Origin of the sequence: Motilimonas eburnea (assembly GCF_021295345.1) — a bacterium.
Taxonomy (GTDB): domain Bacteria; phylum Pseudomonadota; class Gammaproteobacteria; order Enterobacterales; family CBDFNC01; genus Motilimonas; species Motilimonas eburnea.
In genome coordinates this window covers 1-17784 of record NZ_JAIMJB010000015.1, presented here as the reverse complement: position 1 = coordinate 17784, position 17784 = coordinate 1, and the positions used below count along the sequence as shown (strand labels likewise).

Below are 17784 nucleotides of genomic sequence, written 5' to 3'. Positions count from 1 at the left end.
TGGCTAACGCCGCCTCTATCAGCCCTGATTCTGGTACTTATTTAACTTAAGGAATTTACCATGAGTCAGTCTTTACTTACCCCTTTTGGCACTCCGCATCAACGTGTTGAAGCCGCCTTACTCGCCCTACAACAAGGCCAAGGCGTGTTAGTCGTTGACGATGAAAATCGTGAAAATGAAGGGGACTTTATCTTTTCAGCGCAGCACCTCACCACGACGCAAATGGCCATGATGATCCGCGAAGGCAGCGGCATAGTGTGTTTATGCTTACCGGAAGAACGAGTCAAACAACTCGATTTACCGCAAATGGTCAGCCACAACACCAGCCAAAATCACACCGCATATACCGTGAGTATTGAAGCGAAAGTGGGCGTTACCACAGGCGTGAGCGCCGCCGATCGCGTCACCACCATCAAAGCCGCCACCGCCACCAACGCAAGGGCTGAAGATTTATCACGCCCTGGTCATGTTTTCCCGTTAAAAGCGGTCAATGGCGGCGTATTAGTAAGACGCGGTCACACCGAAGCCTCGGTGGATTTAATGCGTTTAGCGGGATTGGATCCCTATGGCGTGATTTGCGAGCTAAGCAATATTGATGGCTCCATGGCGCGTTTGCCCGAAGTGGTGAAATTTGCCAAGCACCACCATATGCCAGTGTTAAGCATTGAAGACTTAGTAAACTATATCAATAGCAAACAAAGCTTGGTGAGCTAACGCTAAGTGGGTTGCTGGTGCCAACAGTACCTGTGTGATGGCCACCCGTAGCCCTTCATTTGTTAACTTGTTCACCATGAACTCGAGACAAAATTATCGATAGCATAGGTTAGGCGACATGATATAAAATAAAAGTCATAACCTCCATTATTCAAGGGAACATGATATGCGTAACATTCTTTTCGCAACGGGCATGAGCTTAGTATTAGCCGCCTGCGGTGGTAGCGGCAGTAATAGCGATTTGCGAGCAAAAGAAGCAAGTTTAGTAAACATTTCAGGCGTTTGGGATGCAAGCGAACTCATTGATGACAAACAAGATGAGTTCTATGTCGTTATCAAAGACCATGGTGAAATATCATTTTATGACTATATGGGTGATGAATACGACAATTTAGATAACTGCTATCAAAATGTGAGCTATAGCCTGACCGACCTTGGTGATGATCTATTTGAAATGGTTACAAACCTGAGTGTGGTATCCAACATCAAAGCTCAGCTAGACGGAGATAGGTTAGTACTGACTCGAAATGATGAGTCACAAACATTGATCAAATCCAATCGCTTAGAGTCTAGCTTTAGTCCTTTATGTATTACCGACTTTGGTCAATCGGTTCGTACTTCACTTTTCACACAACAAGATTAACATTCGTTAATTAGCGTCGGCACTCACTTAACTCGAAGAGATTTATCCTCTGATTGCGATAAATCTCCTTCACAGGCTAAGCCTACCTTAACTTAACCTCAGTTGACTCATCATAACGGGTGGTTTTTAGCTCAAAGTATGCCCCTTGCTCGCCATGCTAGCGACATTATTTTCACTGAAATCCGCCCAAACAGCTCCTCGCCATAAACCAAGTCACAGACATTACAACATAAAAAGTCGATCCCTGTCTAAAAACAAAATATGCAACCTGTTGCATATTTTGTTTAGCACATATGATAAAGCCTATCTATCAAACCATAAATCCGTGAAATGCAGGTTCCTGGGCTTATTACCTCGCAACCTGATAACACCTCCACTTAGGAATCGCTGCGATGAAACCAGCCATACTTTGCTCACTGACTCTTTCTTTTTGCCTATTTCTGACTGCTTGCGGCTCTGGTGGGAGCAGTGAAACGCCAACTGATGGTGATATCACACTGCCGACGCCAGCCCCCGAAGTACCCTCGACTCCAGAGCCTTCGGTTGAGCCATCGGCGGAGCCCTCTGTGGCTCCCTCTATCGCACCTACGCCAAACCCATCAACCGAGCCAACACCTATTCCCGAAACTCAAACATGGCGTTTAGATTGGGTGGCTCCAGATCAGCGAGTGGATGGCTCAGCCCTAACAGATGCTGAAATCAGTGGCTATGTGATTAAGTGGACCAATACCACCAGCCAAGAAACGGGTGAAGTCGACGTTGAAGCTGGCGTATCAAAGCATCAATTAGAGCTGCCAGCTGGTAACTACCAATTTGAAATAGCCACAAAAGATATCTATGGCCGCCTAAGCCAATTTGTTACACCGCAAAATTAAGAGGTGGCTTATGCTTACAAATAGCCAATGCTTTCACCGTGTCGTGACAGCAGGAATGCTAATGATGGCAGCAAGTTCAATAAGCTTAGCTGCCCACAGCGCCCAACTCATTTTTGAAGAAACCTTTGACAATCTCCCCGACTGGCACTCTGGAATGCCTGAAAATGGCTTGAACCCGTATGGCTTTCATGATGGTTCAACCTTTGGCGATGACCGCAAAGCCGACTTTGTTCAGCGCGTAACCCGAGGCCATACCCTACCCGGACAGTTTTTCTCCGCCAGACAACAGGGACAATATTACAGCCCGCGTAATGGCTATGAGGATCACCATGAGATCATTGAAATTCTCGCTGCCAATTCCGATAAAGCACTAGGTAAACAAGGTAAATCGGCCGCCTTCTTTCGTGAGCCAACTCAAGATAACAACCATGCTTGGATCACCGATGGCATTCTCAGTGTCTACCTGCCTAATGCCGTTGCCGGGAAAAATGTATTTGATAGCCATACCCATCAAGGGCTCAACGAGGTGTACTTTGAGTTTTGGATCACCTTTGATGACAACACCACGGTTTATCCGCCTCATGAGGATGCCGGTCGCGGTGCCGACATCAGTAAAATTGCCCGTATCTTCAGCTTCGACGAAAGAGGTAACGAATATAAGGGGTTTCCCGGAGGGGATAAAGGGCCAGGCGTCATTTGGGACTGGATGACCGACTATTATGGCGCTCGCAATGTGGTAGCGGTACGCGGTGGCCCTCATGGCCACAGTTACTCGTTTGGCTATGGTGGCTTAGGCATGCCCCACCCCAATGGCTCCTTAAACTACCTCGACATGATCGAAGGCATGGGCCCTAATGGCACCACCGAACCACAACTCAACCTCAGAGAGGGCGGCATCATTGACACCTCGCCCGTACATCATGAGCAAGTTCACGGCAGTGAAGATCAATGGGTACGAATGGGGTTTTACGTCAAGATGAATTCGGCCATGGATGTCGCCGATGGTGTGTTGATCCAATGGATGAATGGTCGCCGCTTACTGACCATGAATAACATTCCCTATTTACGCAGTGAACGCAATGAAGGCGAAGATCTGATCGTGGCCGATGGCATGGTGAAATGGAATATGGTGGCCATCGGTGGTAACGACTATTTTCATAGCTGGCCTAAGGAGTCGATGCGCGAAGAGTGGTATGCCATTGACGATCTGCGCATCTACAACGGATTGCCAGATCATGCCGATACCGATATCGACCATTACTTTTACCCACCCGGCTCCCCATCACAATTTAAGGTGGATAAACCATGAGATATTTACTGCTTGCAAGCCTATTTATGATCCAGCCCGTTCAGGCAGAGCTCATCTTTGCCGATGACTTTGAAGGCCATCCCGACTGGGTGGCAGGATTTACCAACCCAGATAATCCCACGGGACGACCTCATTCCAACCCGCCACCACAAGGTTGGTATGCCCTGCGCACGGATCCCGCACGGGCGCCTTCCATGGGGGATTTAGACCGCCATGAATCTATCGAGATTAAAACCGCGCCGGAAAAAGCGCGCTCTGGCGTAAAGTCGGCTCAGTTTTATCGAGACGCACTGTCGACACCAGATTGGAAGTGGTGGTCGGATGGCATATTGGCAAAGAAATTCGATCAAGACTATGAGCAGCTTTACGCTTCTTTTTACATTAAATGGCAACCCAACAGCCCACACCCTGCGTCTTTAAGTAAGCTATTTCGCATTACCCATACCGAGGGCTCGGGACATCAGGTATTTCGTAACTTTCACGACGGGTTTAATGGCCCAACCGCGGGCTGGATGTATGTTCATAACGATTATGGCTTGCGAAATACCATTATGATGCGCGGCTATCCACCCATGACCAATTACTACTTTGAAGAAGGGGGGGCAAAGGATCTACCACGCAATATCCACAACGGTGATATGAGCCTAAATTGGAATAGCAATCTGACCGATCTCAACCGTGATGGCATTGATGATAACCCCAATACTTCACTACGCAGCTGGCTTAATGATGAGCTGATCCCCGGCAACTATCATGAAGGCATTATCAGCCCACAAGATCTGTTTGGCGACAGCAACAAAACCGGCTGGCGCCGGATCCAGTTCTTCGTCAAGATGAACTCAGCGCCGGGGGTGGCCGATGGGATCATGGAGCAATGGATAGATGGCCAGCAGGTGTTTGCTAATTATCAAATCCCTTGGGTCGGCGCATCGGCCACTGCAATGGTGGGCTGGAATCTGATTAAGGTGGGCGGCAATGATTACATCAATAAAAAACTAGATGACAATTTAAGGTTTGAAGACTGGTATGCCATTGACGATATCGAAGTGCATACCCTACATCCTCATACACCTATTGCCCCAGCTAATTTCACCGTGGAGAAGTTGTGATGAAATTGCATCAGATGACCAAAAACATCAGCAAACTCCTCATCATTAGTAGTTGCTCCCTTATTTTACCCGCGCAGGCTGAAGTGCTGTTTTACGAAACCTTTGACGAGCAGCCCGATTGGACCTCGGATGATTACCAGCGCGATCGCACCGTGCCCGAAGGCTGGTTTTCGGTGCGGGCTCAAGAATTTTGGTCACCTTATACCGGCCACCCGGATCGTGAGCCCGCGGCGCAAATTCTGGCTGCTAATAGCGATAAAGCCAAGGGTGGAAAAGGCAAATCCTATGTGATGTACCGAGAGTCTGGCGGTGTGCCCAAACAATGGAACTCAGACAGCATCTTGGCTTATTACTTAGGGCCAGAAGCGGGTACCTACCAATATGGCACTCAATACGACCCACAAAGTGGCTATGACGAAATCTACTTTCAGTTTGATATCACCTTCTCCAATGATTTTATCCAGCGTTACTATGACCATGGTTTAGGGCAAGGTAAAGGTGCGCGGGTTTATCACTTTGATGGTAAACAGCTCTATTCATTTTTCAGCGGCGAGCAAAATCCTGCTTTTATCTGGGATTTTTCCGGTAACACCACTTATGGTATGCGAAACTTTTTGTCGTTTTACCCAAGGCAAGGGCCTGAGCGCTCCTATACCGCGGTGAATAACCCTCCAGTGCAAATGCATCGCGGTGATATGTCAGCCAGTTATTTAACCACCACCAAGGGCATGATGCCCGATGGCAGTGACGCTAAGGTATATGACCTCACTAAAAATGATGGCAGCTTACTGCCCGGGCCAGCTGCCCATGCCGATCACGTGTTTGGCGATGAAAAACAATGGGTCACCATGGGCTTCTACGTCAAGATGAACTCCGCCCCAGGCGTGCATGACGGCGTGATGATGCAATGGCTAAACGATCAACGCATCATGTTTAACGACCAAATCGCTTGGATAGATGACGAGCGCAACATGGTGAAATGGAACATAGTGGCCATTGGCGGTAACGATGCCTATAACGCCATCGCCAAAGAACTGCGCGATGAACACTGGTTTGCCATCGATAATGTGCTGATCGCCAATCACCTACCTAACATTTACGCACCCGATGCCAGTTTAACCCCATCCGCCCCCACACAATTTACGGTAGAGCCACAATGAAAACGATTCTATCCACCAGCTTCGCCATCGCGCTATATTTTATCTGTTTTGCTGGTGTTGCCGCACCGGCGCCTTACCTTGCCTTCACCGACCTGATTTCAGGGCCACAATCAGGACTCGGTGATGGTAAGGGTGAAGGCACCATCATTACCTTGTGGGGGTATCGCTTAGGAGATGACCCCGGCACCATTACGCTAACCGATGAACAAGGCAAACAGCACCTCGCCGCACATATTTACTATTGGAAAAAAGCCGACGGCCAATTGCCGGGCGGCCCTGCTGATTTGTGGCGCTCTCACGAACTTTACGAGCTCGCCTTTTCACTGCCTGCAAGCTTGCCAGAAGGCCCTATCTCCATCAGCCTGACCACAGACGCGGGTTTTGCCAGTGATAACCAATTGCCATTTACCGTAAGATCGGGGCGTATTTTTCATGTCAAAGACGGCGGTGACAACACAGCCTCGGGGCAATTTAATGACCCTTGGCAATTTATCAGCCGCACCACATTTCAATACCCCGCGCCGGGTAATGGCGGCTTAGAAGCAGGCGATATTGTTTACAGTCATGGCGTGCGTGAAGTGATGGAAGAAGAGCCTCGTCCTGGCTTAGGCCGCAGCATGGCCGGCATGTGGCTAGTACAACTCGAAGGCACCGCCGAGCGCCAAATTGCCATAGCTAGCTATCCGGCCACCCAAGGCTTTGTTTCTGGCTCAAATTGGGGTATTCACCCCTATTTATCTACGGGTCTGGTTATTTCTAAATACCGCGTCGAAGTAGGCCACCAGCCAGATCTCGGCCCCAACGCACCGGTTCAAGGCGTGCCCAATGCGCAGCTATCGAATGAAAATATTCGCGCCAGCCGCTGGGGCCGCATTATTGGTAACTACCTGTTAGAGCGCGAAGGCATGTGCGCCGATGGTTTTGCTGGGGCTATCGTCAGTAATGGCCATCAGGGCGATGGCTTAAAAGCACTGGGCAATCATATCTTTGACCATGGCTGTGACCAAACGTCTCACTTTCAGCACACCACTTATATTACGGTTCGCCAAGATGGCGCAGGCAAGGAGCAGCTCGATGGCTGGGAATTTGCCTGGAATCATTTAGAAAACAACAAGGCTAAGTTTGGCCTGCATTTTTATGATCAGATGAACCATAGCTATGATCAATGCCTAGGATTTAAACCCGGTGCCGTACTCAAGGCCCATAACAACTACATCATTAATCAAAAAGGCTCAGGCATTAATGTGCATAACTACAGCCGTGAGCTTACCGATGAAGAGGGTAACAAGACCATTCCGCCATGTTGGCAGGTTGATGTCGAAATCTACAACAATGTCATCATTAACTCAGGTTTAGGCCCAGTGGGCGAACTTAACAATGGCACCGCGCCCTATGGCATCACAGCGGGCGGCCATATTCTCGGTAAGTTTGATATATTCAACAACACCATTTCGGGTGTGTCCGATGAGTCGGCCAGACAATACGATGCCAACGGCCATACCGTGATCAATGAGCCGGATGCTATCAAGTTGCAACGCTGGCAGCCGTCAACATTTAGATTGTTTAACAACCTAGTGGATGTCGACTTTCCCATGCCTTATCTGACGTGGGATGATCCAGACCCAAAGGAAGGCGCACTCGACGTCAGCCACAACCTCTGGTTTAACACCACAACCGAGAGCTGGAGCCAGCGCGACAGCGAGCGCTTTTTACAAAACACAGCCGCCACTGATGAATTTATCCACCCCGCTATTGCGATGAAAACCCCGTTGAAGCTTGAGCAAAACTCTCCCGCACTCAATGGCGGTATGCTAGATGCCAAAGCTAAATACGACTTTTATGGCGTGGCAACAGGCTCAATCATGCATCGCGGTGCGGTGAACGGCCACCTGCCTGCCAAACCTATGGCGCCACAAGGGTTTAAGGTAACTAAGTTAGAGATGTAACAGCTGGGGTTGTAGGAGCCCCAGCCATGGGGCGATTGGTCTTGTGAGATTGGTGAAATGAATCGCTGCATTACTGCAGCTCCCACCAAACTGCAGCTCCCACAAAACGGCAGCTCCCACAAGCTGCCGCCCCTACCGACCAATTTACTCCTCGCCGAGGAAACCGCCGGTTTGATGTGACCATAGCTGAGCATAAATACCGCCAGAAGCGACCAAGTCTTTGTGGCTGCCTTGCTCGGCGATTTCACCTTTATCTAATACGATCAGTTTATCCATCGCGGCGATGGTGGATAAGCGATGGGCAATGGCGATAACGGTTTTACCTTCCATCAGCTTATAAAGGCTCGCTTGAATGGCGGCTTCCACTTCCGAATCCAAAGCCGAAGTCGCTTCATCTAAGATCAAAATCGGAGCATCTTTTAGCAGCACGCGCGTAATGGCAATCCGCTGGCGTTGACCGCCGGATAGCTTAACGCCGCGCTCACCAACATGAGCATCGTAACCGGTGCGGCCACTGGGATCCGTTAGGCCTAAGATAAACTCGTGGGCTTCGGCCTGCTTGGCCGCGGCAATCATTTCTTCTTCCGTGGCATCGGGGCGGCCATAGAGTAAGTTCTCGCGCACCGAGCGATGTAGCAAGGAGGTATCTTGAGTTACCATGCCGATTTGGCCACGCAAACTGTCTTGTTGAATCTCGCGAATGTCTTGCTCGTCCACCAAGATGCGCCCGCTTTCAACATCATGAAACCGCATCAACAGGTTAACTAGGGTAGATTTACCCGCACCCGAGCGCCCGACTAGGCCGATTTTTTGTCCCGGCTTAATGGTAAAGGTTAAGTCGTTAATCACGCCCTTATCTTCACCATAATGAAAGCCAACGCGGTCAAACTTGATCTCACCTTGGCTCACCTTGATCGGCTCAGCGCCCGGTTTATCTTGAATTTGTAACGGCTTAGACAAGGTATTCATGCCGTCGGTAACCGTCCCCATGTTTTCAAACAAGGCACTCACTTCCCACATGATCCACTGCGCCATACCGTTTAAACGCAATGCCAAGGATACAGCAATCGCAATGGCACCGACCGTGATCAAACTGATTGACCAAAGCCAAATGGATAAAGCGGCAATGGTAAACACCAACAAATAGTTAATACCATTAACGGCCAAGTTTAAGCCCGTGGCTAAACGCATTTGCTTATATACCGTCACCATAAACTCATCCATGCCTTCTCGGGCATATTCCGCTTCTCGGTTGGTATGAGAGAATAGTTTTACCGTGGTGATGTTGGTATAAGAGTCAACGATGCGCCCCGCCATCATAGAGCGTGCATCGGCTTGCTCGGCGGAAATAGCGCGCAGTTTTGGCACAAAATACATTTGAATACCGACATAGGCGATAAACCAAATCAACATGGGCAACATTAAACGCCAATCGGCCGAAGCCACCAGCACCAACATGGAGGTGAAGTACACGGTGACATACATCAGCACGTCCAGTAGCTTCATCACGGTTTCACGCACCGACAATGCGGTTTGCATCACCTTAGTTGAAATACGCCCCGCAAAGTCATCGGCATAAAACGACACACTCTGTTTTAACAAAAAACGGTGCGCCAACCAGCGGATCGACATGGGATAGTTACCCAATAAGGTTTGATGCACCAGCAAGGAATGCAGCAATCCCACAACAGGCATGGCTACCAATAGCACCAAACTCATGTAGAGCAGTGTGCCCGACTCCTCACTTAAAAAGGTATCAGGGTTTTTATCAGCCAGCCAGTCCACCAGCTGCCCCATAAAGCTAAACAGCGATACTTCCAAAATGGCGGCAATCGCAGTCAATAAAGACATTAACAATAGCGGGGTCCACATGCCTTTGGTGTAATGACGGCAAAAGGCAAATAACCCGGTTGGGGGCTGCGTAGGCTCTTCCGGTGGGAAAGCGGGCAGCAGGCGTTCAAAAAAGCCAAACATGCGTGATCCTTAGATTGAATGAGCTAAATGATGGAGACAAATTTGGCTACTTCAGCCAAAAAAGGTGAACTTGTGATAATAATCTAATTTTGCCGAGAGGATCTAACTAAAAATGCGCTAATTAGGTTCGATTTTTTCAATAGCGCCATCATCTTAGCGAACCCCATTAGGCCCACTCATTAAGCAGTTCAAGTAGGACGTTCAAAACCCAAATAAGAAAGAGCAAATCTAACACACCGAATGATGAGTTTAGCGATATCATTTTATGAGCCTATCTCACCTGTTTTACTTGTGTCATGATTTCGCAACGGGCATACTTGGCGCCGAAAAAATAATAACTGAGCTAAATGAATTAGCCAGAATGCACACAACAAAACAGCTAAACCTTTGTTAGGGATGATCCTATGTTTAATGTAAATGAATATTTTGACGGCAAAGTAAAATCTATCGCTTTCCAAGGCCAAGACCTACCTGCAACCGTAGGTGTCATGGCGCAAGGTGAATACGAATTTTCTACTGCAGCTAAAGAATACATGACAGTAGTCAGCGGCAGCCTAACCATTAAACTTGCGGGCAGCGATGCTTGGCAAACGTTTAAAGATGGCGAAACGTTTGAAGTCGCAGCCAACTCTAGCTTTCTAGTAAAAGTAGACGTTGATACTGCTTACCTTTGTAAATACGAAGGTTAAGCAATACGCTGATAAGAAAACGGCAGCCTAATGGCTGCCGTTTTTGTTTGGGATAGCTAACTTTATTTACGCATTTGCTCACGGATCCATTTACCCGCCGGCTTTAAGCTGGCTTCGGTCCAAGGTCCATCGTTGCGACAAGTGCTTTGTTGCCACACGGCGCCGCTACGAAAATCATCGGAATAGTTCCAGTTCACCCAGCTGATTTGTTTCGCATCAAGAATATCGAGGTAAGCTTGAGCGCTCACAAAGTCATTTTGACCATCACCTGTGTAAGTTTGGGTACCAAACTCGGTCACAAATAGCGGCAATACTTCACTGGCCGCGGTTAATTGCTGGCGATAATAACCATCATGGCTGGCTGCGTAGAAGTGGAAGGTGTACATCAGGTTGTCAAACGGCACTGGGTTGTTAACGATATCTTGATAGCTAGCGCCATCCGATACGCCCAAACTTGCCCAGCCGTGGGTTCCCACTAATACCACTGCATCAGGATCAATAGTGCGGATCACCGGAATGATCTCGGTGGCATAAGACTGAATGCGATCCCAACTGACCTTGTTCGGCTCATTAGCAATGTCATAGATGATGTTATTACGATCTTTATTGGCATTAGCAATATCGGTAAAGAAGCGTTTGGCATTTTCTAAGTTGTAGTTAGGATCGCCGGGATTAAGCTGATGCCAATCGACTAAGGCATACATACCGCGCTCAGCGGCTTCGGCGATTAAACGGTTAACTTGCTCGGTATAGCCTTGCGGATCGGTTTCATAGCCGCCTTCTTGCACATAAAGTGAAATACGCAAGATATCCGCTTGCCAATCTTTGGCGAGTGCATCTAAGGACTTCTCGGTTAAACAGTTATTCCAGCCATACCATTGTAAACCATGGCTACTCATGCCTTTTAACTGAACCGGCTGCTGCTTTTCGTTACAAAGCTTAGTACCGCAGACCGACAACTGACCGTTTAATGCCACTGGGGTCTGGCCGGTATTACCACCAGTATCGCCGCCACCAGTGTCACCTCCGCCCGTATCACCGCCACCTGTGTCTCCGCCGCCGGTATCTGTGCCTGTTGAGCAACTACCTTGCTTGCTCCACACTTGCCATGGCCCAGAGTTTTGCAAAGGATCTGCGCCCTTCGTCCACCAGTTGGCTTTATAAACTTGCCCTTGATGATCCACTAAACTGCCACTGCCATATGCCGTTGCCGCTTGCCAATCATCGGTCGCATCACAAGATGGGCCGCTGGTGTCGGTACCGCCGCCAGTATCTGTGCCGCCGCCAGTATCTGTGCCGCCACCTGTATCTGTGCCGCCGCCTGTATCTGTGCCGCCACCTGTATCTGTGCCGCCACCGGTATCTGTGCCGCCACCTGTATCTGTGCCACCGCCGGTATCTGTGCCACCGCCGGTATCTGTGCCACCGCCGGTATCCGTGCCGCCGCCTGTATCTGTGCCACCGCCTGTATCTGTGCCACCGCCTGTATCCGTGCCACCTCCTGTATCCGTGCCACCTCCAGTATCAGTTCCCGCGTCACAGGCCCCTAAATCTTGCCATGCGCCATCGGCAGCCCAGCCCACGCCGGGCTCATAAGGGCCATCTAGGGCGCACCAACCGGGTACTTTACATTGGAATTTTTTACCTTGATGTGTAACTTGCTGATCTTGGCTGTATTCGCCCTTGCCTTGGTAAGCTTCAATGCCTGAGCAATCTGCGGCCGATGCCACATGGCTGAATGCCAAACAGACACCCAGCGCTATCATGGTTCTTTGCATAAATTCATCCTTGAATTAGTTAAATTGTAAGCTGGTGAAATAGTAGCCAGCTTATTCAGTTTAAAAGTAACCCGTGATAAATAAAGCGGTAAATACAAGATATGAGATCAGTCGCATATGTTTTGCCATGTCACTTACTCGACAATCATCACATCTGTTTTTATGGTCAAGCTCACAGTGAACGAAAAAAAACAGCTCAAAACCACATATGCACTTTATTGCATATAATATTTCGGTAATCTAAGGCCATCTTCTACGTTTTGGATGGTCTATGTATCGGTTTAAATTTGGCCTTATGGCTAGCTCCCTGCTTATCTCTTCGGTTGCATGGGCTAATTCATCAGATTGGCTACTGTTCAGTGAGGACTTTGAACAGCAGCCAGATTGGGTAGCCGGTTACCCCAACCCCAATGGTGAAGGGCTGCGTCCTCATGGCAACCCTGCACCACCTAATTGGACGGTGATCCGCACCGATCCGGCCTACGCCCCTTCCATGGGTGATGCCGATCGTCATGAATCCATTGAAATTGGCGCCTTTGCTGGCAAAGCCCGCAGCGGAGAGCGCTCGGTGGTATTTTATCGCGATGCAAAATCCGAGCCCGATTGGAAATGGTGGTCCGATGGCATCTTGGCGAAAAAATTCGACCAAGAATACAATGAAATCTATGCCGAGTTTTATATTAAATGGGCACCCGATAGCGCTCACCCTAAGGCGCTCAGTAAGCTATTTCGCATCTTGCATACTTGGGGTGAAGGCTGGGAAATATTCAAAGGCTTTCGTGATGGTTTTAATGGACCCATTGCTGGTTGGAACTATGTACACAATAATTATGGCCTGCGTAACACCATCTGGCTCCGCGGTTACCCGCCACAAAGCCACTATTATTTAGAGAGCGAACCCGTTAAAGGGCTGCCGCGGGAAATACTCAGCGGGGACATGAGCTTAAACTTCGACAACAACATCACCGATTTAAACCAAGATCGCATCACAGATAATCCCAACACCAAGTTAATGGGCATGAAATCCGGCTTGTTGATCCCACAAGGTGGTGAGCAAGGGATGATCCATCCCACCGAGTTTTTCGGCGATGAAACCATCACTGGATGGCGCAAGATGGCCTTCTACGTCAAGATGAACTCAGCCCAAGGCGTCCCTGACGGCCATTATGAACAATGGATAGACGATCAATTGGTGTTTGCCAACTACCAAATTGCTTGGGTAGGCAAAGATGCCGAGCGTATGGTGGGCTGGAACGCCATTAAGCTCGGCGGCAATGATTATATCGACAAAAGCCTACCCGATAGCCTGCGCTATGAAGACTGGTATGCCATGGATGATTTAGTTGTGATGACGGCTCATCCCCACACCCCATCCGCCCCAAACCAGTTTAGTGTCACCCGACAACCATAAGGAGCTGTTATGCCAACTCATTGTATCTTGCGCCCCGTCGCGCTAATTAGCCTAAGCTTGGCCTTAATCGCTTGTGGCGGTGGCGGCAGTAACGATTCCTCTGCTAACGATGGAGCAAGCCAGCCTAGCCTCGAACCTTCCCTCGCACCATCGCTAGCGCCTTCAGCAGCCCCCACACCAGAGCCCGATTTATGTGAAGGCTTATCAGAAGGTGAGCAGCAAAGTCGCACCCGCTATCAAGCTCCAGTGGTGATCGCCCCTGAGGTTTGCCAAAGTGAGCAACAAACAAGGCTGTGTGAACAAGGTGTGTTAACGCCTTGGACCGGCAGTTTTGAATTTAGTCATTGCGAGCAACAGCTACCCGATAATGCCAACTTACCCTTGTGGCAAATCAGTGACATGCAATACCTTGGCGGGTTTCGTTTATCCGCGGCCAAATTTGGCGACTCAGCCTACCCCAACCTGAGTTACTCACCCGCCGCCATTGCCCTTAACCAAGCCAATCACTCCTTATTTATTGTCGGCCATGATTGGGAGCAAGGCATCGCCGAGTTCGCCATTCCAGACGTAGTTAACAGCCGCGATCCCGCCGACTTTAATGTTGGCGATCAGGCACTGCAAAACTTCGCTCCTTTTCATGATACCGACCGCGTTGATACCGGCATCGACAATTGGTTCAGAGTCAACGGCATGTATTTAATCGACGGCCAGCTGATTGTTAATTACATGAACTGGTACGATGCCGGTGGTGGTGAAACCGACACTTCGGTGCGCTTTGTTGATGCCAGTGACCTCGCCAACAGCGAAATGCACGGCCCTTATCAACTCGACGGCGCGGCTCATGTTGCAGGCTGGATAACCGATGTGCCGGAAAACTGGCAAGCTGACTTTGGCGGCACCCATATTTCAGGTCATGCCCACGGTTCCATTCATAGCCGTTTGTCGACCGGCCCTTCTGGCTTTATTTGGTCACCTAGACAAACCATGCTGCAACAAACCAATGGCCCCGTAGCCACTGAAGCCGTCCTCGACTTTCCTCATCGCCGTGCACAAATGCTCTATGACAAGACCATTTATGGTGACTTAAGCATCAGCGTACAAGATGTTTTGTATAACACAGACCGCCAAAACCAACTTTGGACGGCATTAAGCGAAGCCGCCTTTGGCATCATCATTCCCGGTACCAACACGTATCTCACCATAGGTAATTCCGGTGGCCATGAGTCAGGCATCGGTTATAAGGCGACCCAAGATACCGGCTATACATGTGGTGGACCTTGTAGTCTGGCCGCCGCAGACAACTACAGCTACTACTGGCTATGGCGCGTTACCGACATGCTCAAGGTGAAAAACGGTGAAATGGCGCCTTGGGATGTGCGCCCTTATGATTACGGTAAACTCGACAGCCTTGGCCTGATTAACCTTAAGGGGGGCGCTTATGATGCCAACACAGGCAAGCTGTATGTTGCCTTTAAAAATGCCGATACCCTGAACAATTATGCCCGCCCACCGCTCTTTCTTGTTTATCAATTACACCAGCCAGGAGGCTAAATGAAATTCTTATCGACTCTATTATTACCACTGGCACTATTAACCTTAACCGCGTGTGGTGGCAGCTCTGGCGGTGGCGATGACAAAGACAACAATGACGGCTCGATTACCTTAGCGCCAACCATCGCGCCAACAGCAACACCATCAGTGGCTCCATCGGTGATTCCTTCAATCACGCCAACCGTCGCCCCAAGTGAAGCGCCCAGCACCACGGAGCGCTATTTACTCGAGTGGCAAACGCCTAATACTCGCATTGATGGCAGTGAACTGCTCGCCAGTGAGATTGCCGGCTACACCTTACGCTGGACCAACAATCAAACCCAAGCGCAAGGCGAAATCAACATTGGGAGTGATGAAAACCAATGGCAAATCGAGCTGCCTAAGGGTGACTATCAATTTGAGCTGGCCAGTAAAGACAGTAATGGCCGGATCAGCCAATTTGTTATCGCTCAATAAGGAGAGGTTATGAAGTATCTGATTAGCCTGCTGTTATTTTGCAGCCTGAGTGTACACGCCGCTCCTGCGCCGCACCTTGCCTTTAGCGATTTAGTCAGCGGCCCCAATAGCGGCCTAGGTGATGGCCTAGGCGAAGGAGCCATTGTGACGGTTTGGGGCTATCGTCTGGGCGATAACGCAGGCAATGTCACCCTAATCGATGCACAAGGAAAAGCGCATCCCGCCGCACATATTTACTATTGGAAAAAAGCCAACGGTCAATTGCCGGGTGGGCCTGCCGATCTATGGACTTCTCATCAGCTCTACGAGGTCGCCTTTTCTATTCCAACGAGTATTAGCTTTGGCGAAGCGCAAATTAAGTTAGCCGATGCCAACGGCATAGAGAGCGATAACGGCTTGGCCTTTACCGTGCGAGAAGGCAATATTTACCATGTAAAAGTGGGCGGCGATAACCAAAACAGCGGCAGCTTTGATGATCCTTTTCAGGTCATTAATGGCATGACCTATGGCGCTCGCGCCCCAGGCAACCGCATGCTACAAGCAGGCGATATCGCCTATTCCCATGGCGTGGAAGAAATTCAAGAGCAGCATCCACTTAAGGGAAACAAAGCCCTTGGCGCAGGCCTTTGGTTGGTCGGCCTTGAAGGTACCCAAGAAAAGCAAATCGCATTTGCCAGCTACCCCAACACCCAAGCCCTAGCATCTGGGCCAATTAAAGGCATTTACCCGTACTTAAGTCGCGGTATTGTCATCTCCAAGTACAAGGTACTGGCTGGCAATCAGGAAGACATGGGTAAAGGCGCACCGTATCAAACCGTGCCAAACCCACAAAACTCAACCTCACAACTCTCCACCAATCAGTGGGGCCGCGCTGTTGGTAATGCCATTGGCGAGCGGGAAGGCATGTGTTCCAATGGTTGGTCGGGGGCGATTGTCGGCGGTGGCGCGGGCAACGATAACTATAAAGCCTTTGGCAATCAAATCACCGACATTGGCTGTGACCAAACCTCGCACTTTCAGCACACCACCTATTTAACCATACGTAACTCAGCCGAAGGAAACGAGCCCATTAGCGGATGGGAATTTGGCTGGAACCATTTAAACGATAACAAGGCCAAATTTGGCCTGCACTTTTACGACCAGCTTAACTATGGCTATGACCTGTGCCGCGGTTTTAAGCCCGGCAGCGTACTAAAGGCCCATAACAATTACATAGTGAATCAAAAAGGCTCGGGAATTAACATTCACACCTACAGCCGCACCTACACAGATTCCAATGGAGTAACCCAGCGCCCGCCTTGTTGGGAGGTGGATGCACAGGTGTATAACAATGTCATCATCAATGCAGGCCTAGGCCCGGTTGCCGAAGAAAACAATGGCACTTCACCTTACGGCATCACCTTAGGCGGGGGCATAAAGGGTCACTTTGATGTCTACAATAACACCATTTATGATGTTTCCGATGAATCATCGCGCACCTATATTCGCGGCGGTAAACCCACCCATGTTGAGCCCAAAGCCCTCAGTATGGGCACCGACCAAGGCGCCACTTTTAGTGTGACGAATAATGTCATTCAAGTCAGCCACCCTATGCCCTACTACACCTACGGCAAACGCGGTGAGGCGCCAAGCTGGTTAAAAGTAAGCAGTAACTTACTTTATAACACCACCAGCGATAGTTGGAGTGATAAAGATCGCGCGCACTTTACCGAGTGGCTTGATAACAGTGATGAAATAGCCAACCCGCAAATTGCCAGCTTAACGCCAGCTAGCCTAGAGCAAACCTCCCCCGCGCTAACGGGCGGTGACGATAGCGTAGCCCTCACCCATGACTTTCTTGGTCAGCCCGTTGCCTCTCCAATACATCGCGGCGCATTTGCTTCCTTTGTGCTCGCCCAACCTAGCCCGCCAAAAGAGGTGAGAGTCACTAGGTTATAAAGATATGAAATGGTATGGGAGTAGAGCTTTGTGGGAGCTGCTGTAATGCAGCGAAAAAGACAATAAGCAGCGATGACAATTGTCTTTTTCGCGCAATAAATTGCGCTCCTTGTATGTTGTAACCAAACATATTTACTATTGAACCAGTTCCGGGGAAGCCGCCCGCTCCTTGAAGCAGAATCCGTTCTGACTTCGTCTGTAGAGGGGCTCCCCACCTCATTGTTCAGCTCG

General features: G+C 49.5%; 14 protein-coding genes. 12 read left to right on the top strand and 2 right to left on the bottom strand.

What is annotated here, in order from left to right; all coding sequences use genetic code 11:
• Positions 1 to 60 precede the first annotated feature (60 nt).
• From ribB to K6Y21_RS14765, 7 genes are all read left to right on the top strand, one after another.
• Positions 61 to 714 (top strand): 3,4-dihydroxy-2-butanone-4-phosphate synthase, encoded by a 654-nt coding sequence (gene ribB / locus K6Y21_RS14795; RefSeq protein ID WP_233072617.1) that lies wholly within the window; start codon positions 61 to 63, stop codon positions 712 to 714.
• Between the two features lie 166 nt (positions 715 to 880).
• Positions 881 to 1357: a putative periplasmic lipoprotein gene (locus tag K6Y21_RS14790; RefSeq protein WP_233072616.1), complete on the top strand. Its 477-nt coding sequence runs from the start codon at positions 881 to 883 to the stop codon at positions 1355 to 1357.
• Positions 1358 to 1749: 392 nt separating this feature from the next.
• On the top strand, positions 1750 to 2232 hold the full coding sequence (locus K6Y21_RS14785) for a hypothetical protein (protein WP_233072615.1): 483 nt from the start codon (positions 1750 to 1752) through the stop codon (positions 2230 to 2232).
• A 10-nt stretch (positions 2233 to 2242) separates the two neighbouring features.
• Positions 2243 to 3541, top strand: a complete 1299-nt coding sequence (locus K6Y21_RS14780; protein WP_233072614.1) for a hypothetical protein — start codon at positions 2243 to 2245, stop codon at positions 3539 to 3541.
• A complete protein-coding gene (locus tag K6Y21_RS14775) occupies positions 3538 to 4650 on the top strand; it encodes a hypothetical protein (RefSeq protein ID WP_233072613.1) in 1113 nt (370 codons plus the stop codon). Before K6Y21_RS14780 ends, K6Y21_RS14775 begins: the two co-directional genes overlap by 4 nt.
• Positions 4650 to 5810: a hypothetical protein gene (locus tag K6Y21_RS14770; RefSeq protein WP_233072612.1), complete on the top strand. Its 1161-nt coding sequence runs from the start codon at positions 4650 to 4652 to the stop codon at positions 5808 to 5810. The genes K6Y21_RS14775 and K6Y21_RS14770 overlap by 1 nt, the downstream gene beginning before the upstream one ends.
• Entirely contained in the window at positions 5807 to 7756 is a 1950-nt protein-coding gene (locus K6Y21_RS14765) for a hypothetical protein (protein WP_233072611.1), read from the top strand. Before K6Y21_RS14770 ends, K6Y21_RS14765 begins: the two co-directional genes overlap by 4 nt.
• 144 nt (positions 7757 to 7900) lie before the next feature.
• Here the strand turns inward: K6Y21_RS14765 and K6Y21_RS14760 are convergent, their stop codons facing one another.
• The gene (locus K6Y21_RS14760) at positions 7901 to 9730 is read right to left on the bottom strand and encodes an ABC transporter ATP-binding protein (RefSeq protein WP_233072610.1); all 1830 of its coding nucleotides are present in this window, start codon (positions 9728 to 9730) and stop codon (positions 7901 to 7903) included.
• Between the two features lie 404 nt (positions 9731 to 10134).
• Between K6Y21_RS14760 and ppnP the strand changes: the two genes are divergently transcribed.
• On the top strand, positions 10135 to 10419 hold the full coding sequence (gene ppnP / locus K6Y21_RS14755; RefSeq protein ID WP_233072609.1) for a pyrimidine/purine nucleoside phosphorylase: 285 nt from the start codon (positions 10135 to 10137) through the stop codon (positions 10417 to 10419).
• 62 nt (positions 10420 to 10481) lie between these two features.
• On the opposite strand, the gene K6Y21_RS14750 is transcribed toward ppnP, so the two are convergent.
• Complete coding sequence (locus K6Y21_RS14750) at positions 10482 to 12197, bottom strand: cellulase family glycosylhydrolase (protein ID WP_233072608.1); 1716 nt, start codon at positions 12195 to 12197, stop codon at positions 10482 to 10484.
• Between the two features lie 271 nt (positions 12198 to 12468).
• On the opposite strand from K6Y21_RS14750, the gene K6Y21_RS14745 reads away from it, so the two are divergent.
• Genes K6Y21_RS14745 through K6Y21_RS14730 form a run of 4 tightly spaced genes read left to right on the top strand, consistent with a single transcriptional unit; the run spans position 12469 to position 17553 of the window.
• Complete coding sequence (locus tag K6Y21_RS14745; protein ID WP_233072607.1) at positions 12469 to 13608, top strand: hypothetical protein; 1140 nt, start codon at positions 12469 to 12471, stop codon at positions 13606 to 13608.
• Between the two features lie 9 nt (positions 13609 to 13617).
• Positions 13618 to 15159, top strand: a complete 1542-nt coding sequence (locus K6Y21_RS14740; RefSeq protein WP_233072606.1) for a hypothetical protein — start codon at positions 13618 to 13620, stop codon at positions 15157 to 15159.
• Positions 15160 to 15615 (top strand): hypothetical protein, encoded by a 456-nt coding sequence (locus K6Y21_RS14735; RefSeq protein ID WP_233072605.1) that lies wholly within the window; start codon positions 15160 to 15162, stop codon positions 15613 to 15615. It abuts the gene before it with no gap.
• A gap of 9 nt (positions 15616 to 15624) precedes the next feature.
• The gene (locus K6Y21_RS14730) at positions 15625 to 17553 is read left to right on the top strand and encodes a hypothetical protein (RefSeq protein ID WP_233072604.1); all 1929 of its coding nucleotides are present in this window, start codon (positions 15625 to 15627) and stop codon (positions 17551 to 17553) included.
• The last annotated feature ends 231 nt before the right edge of the window (positions 17554 to 17784 follow it).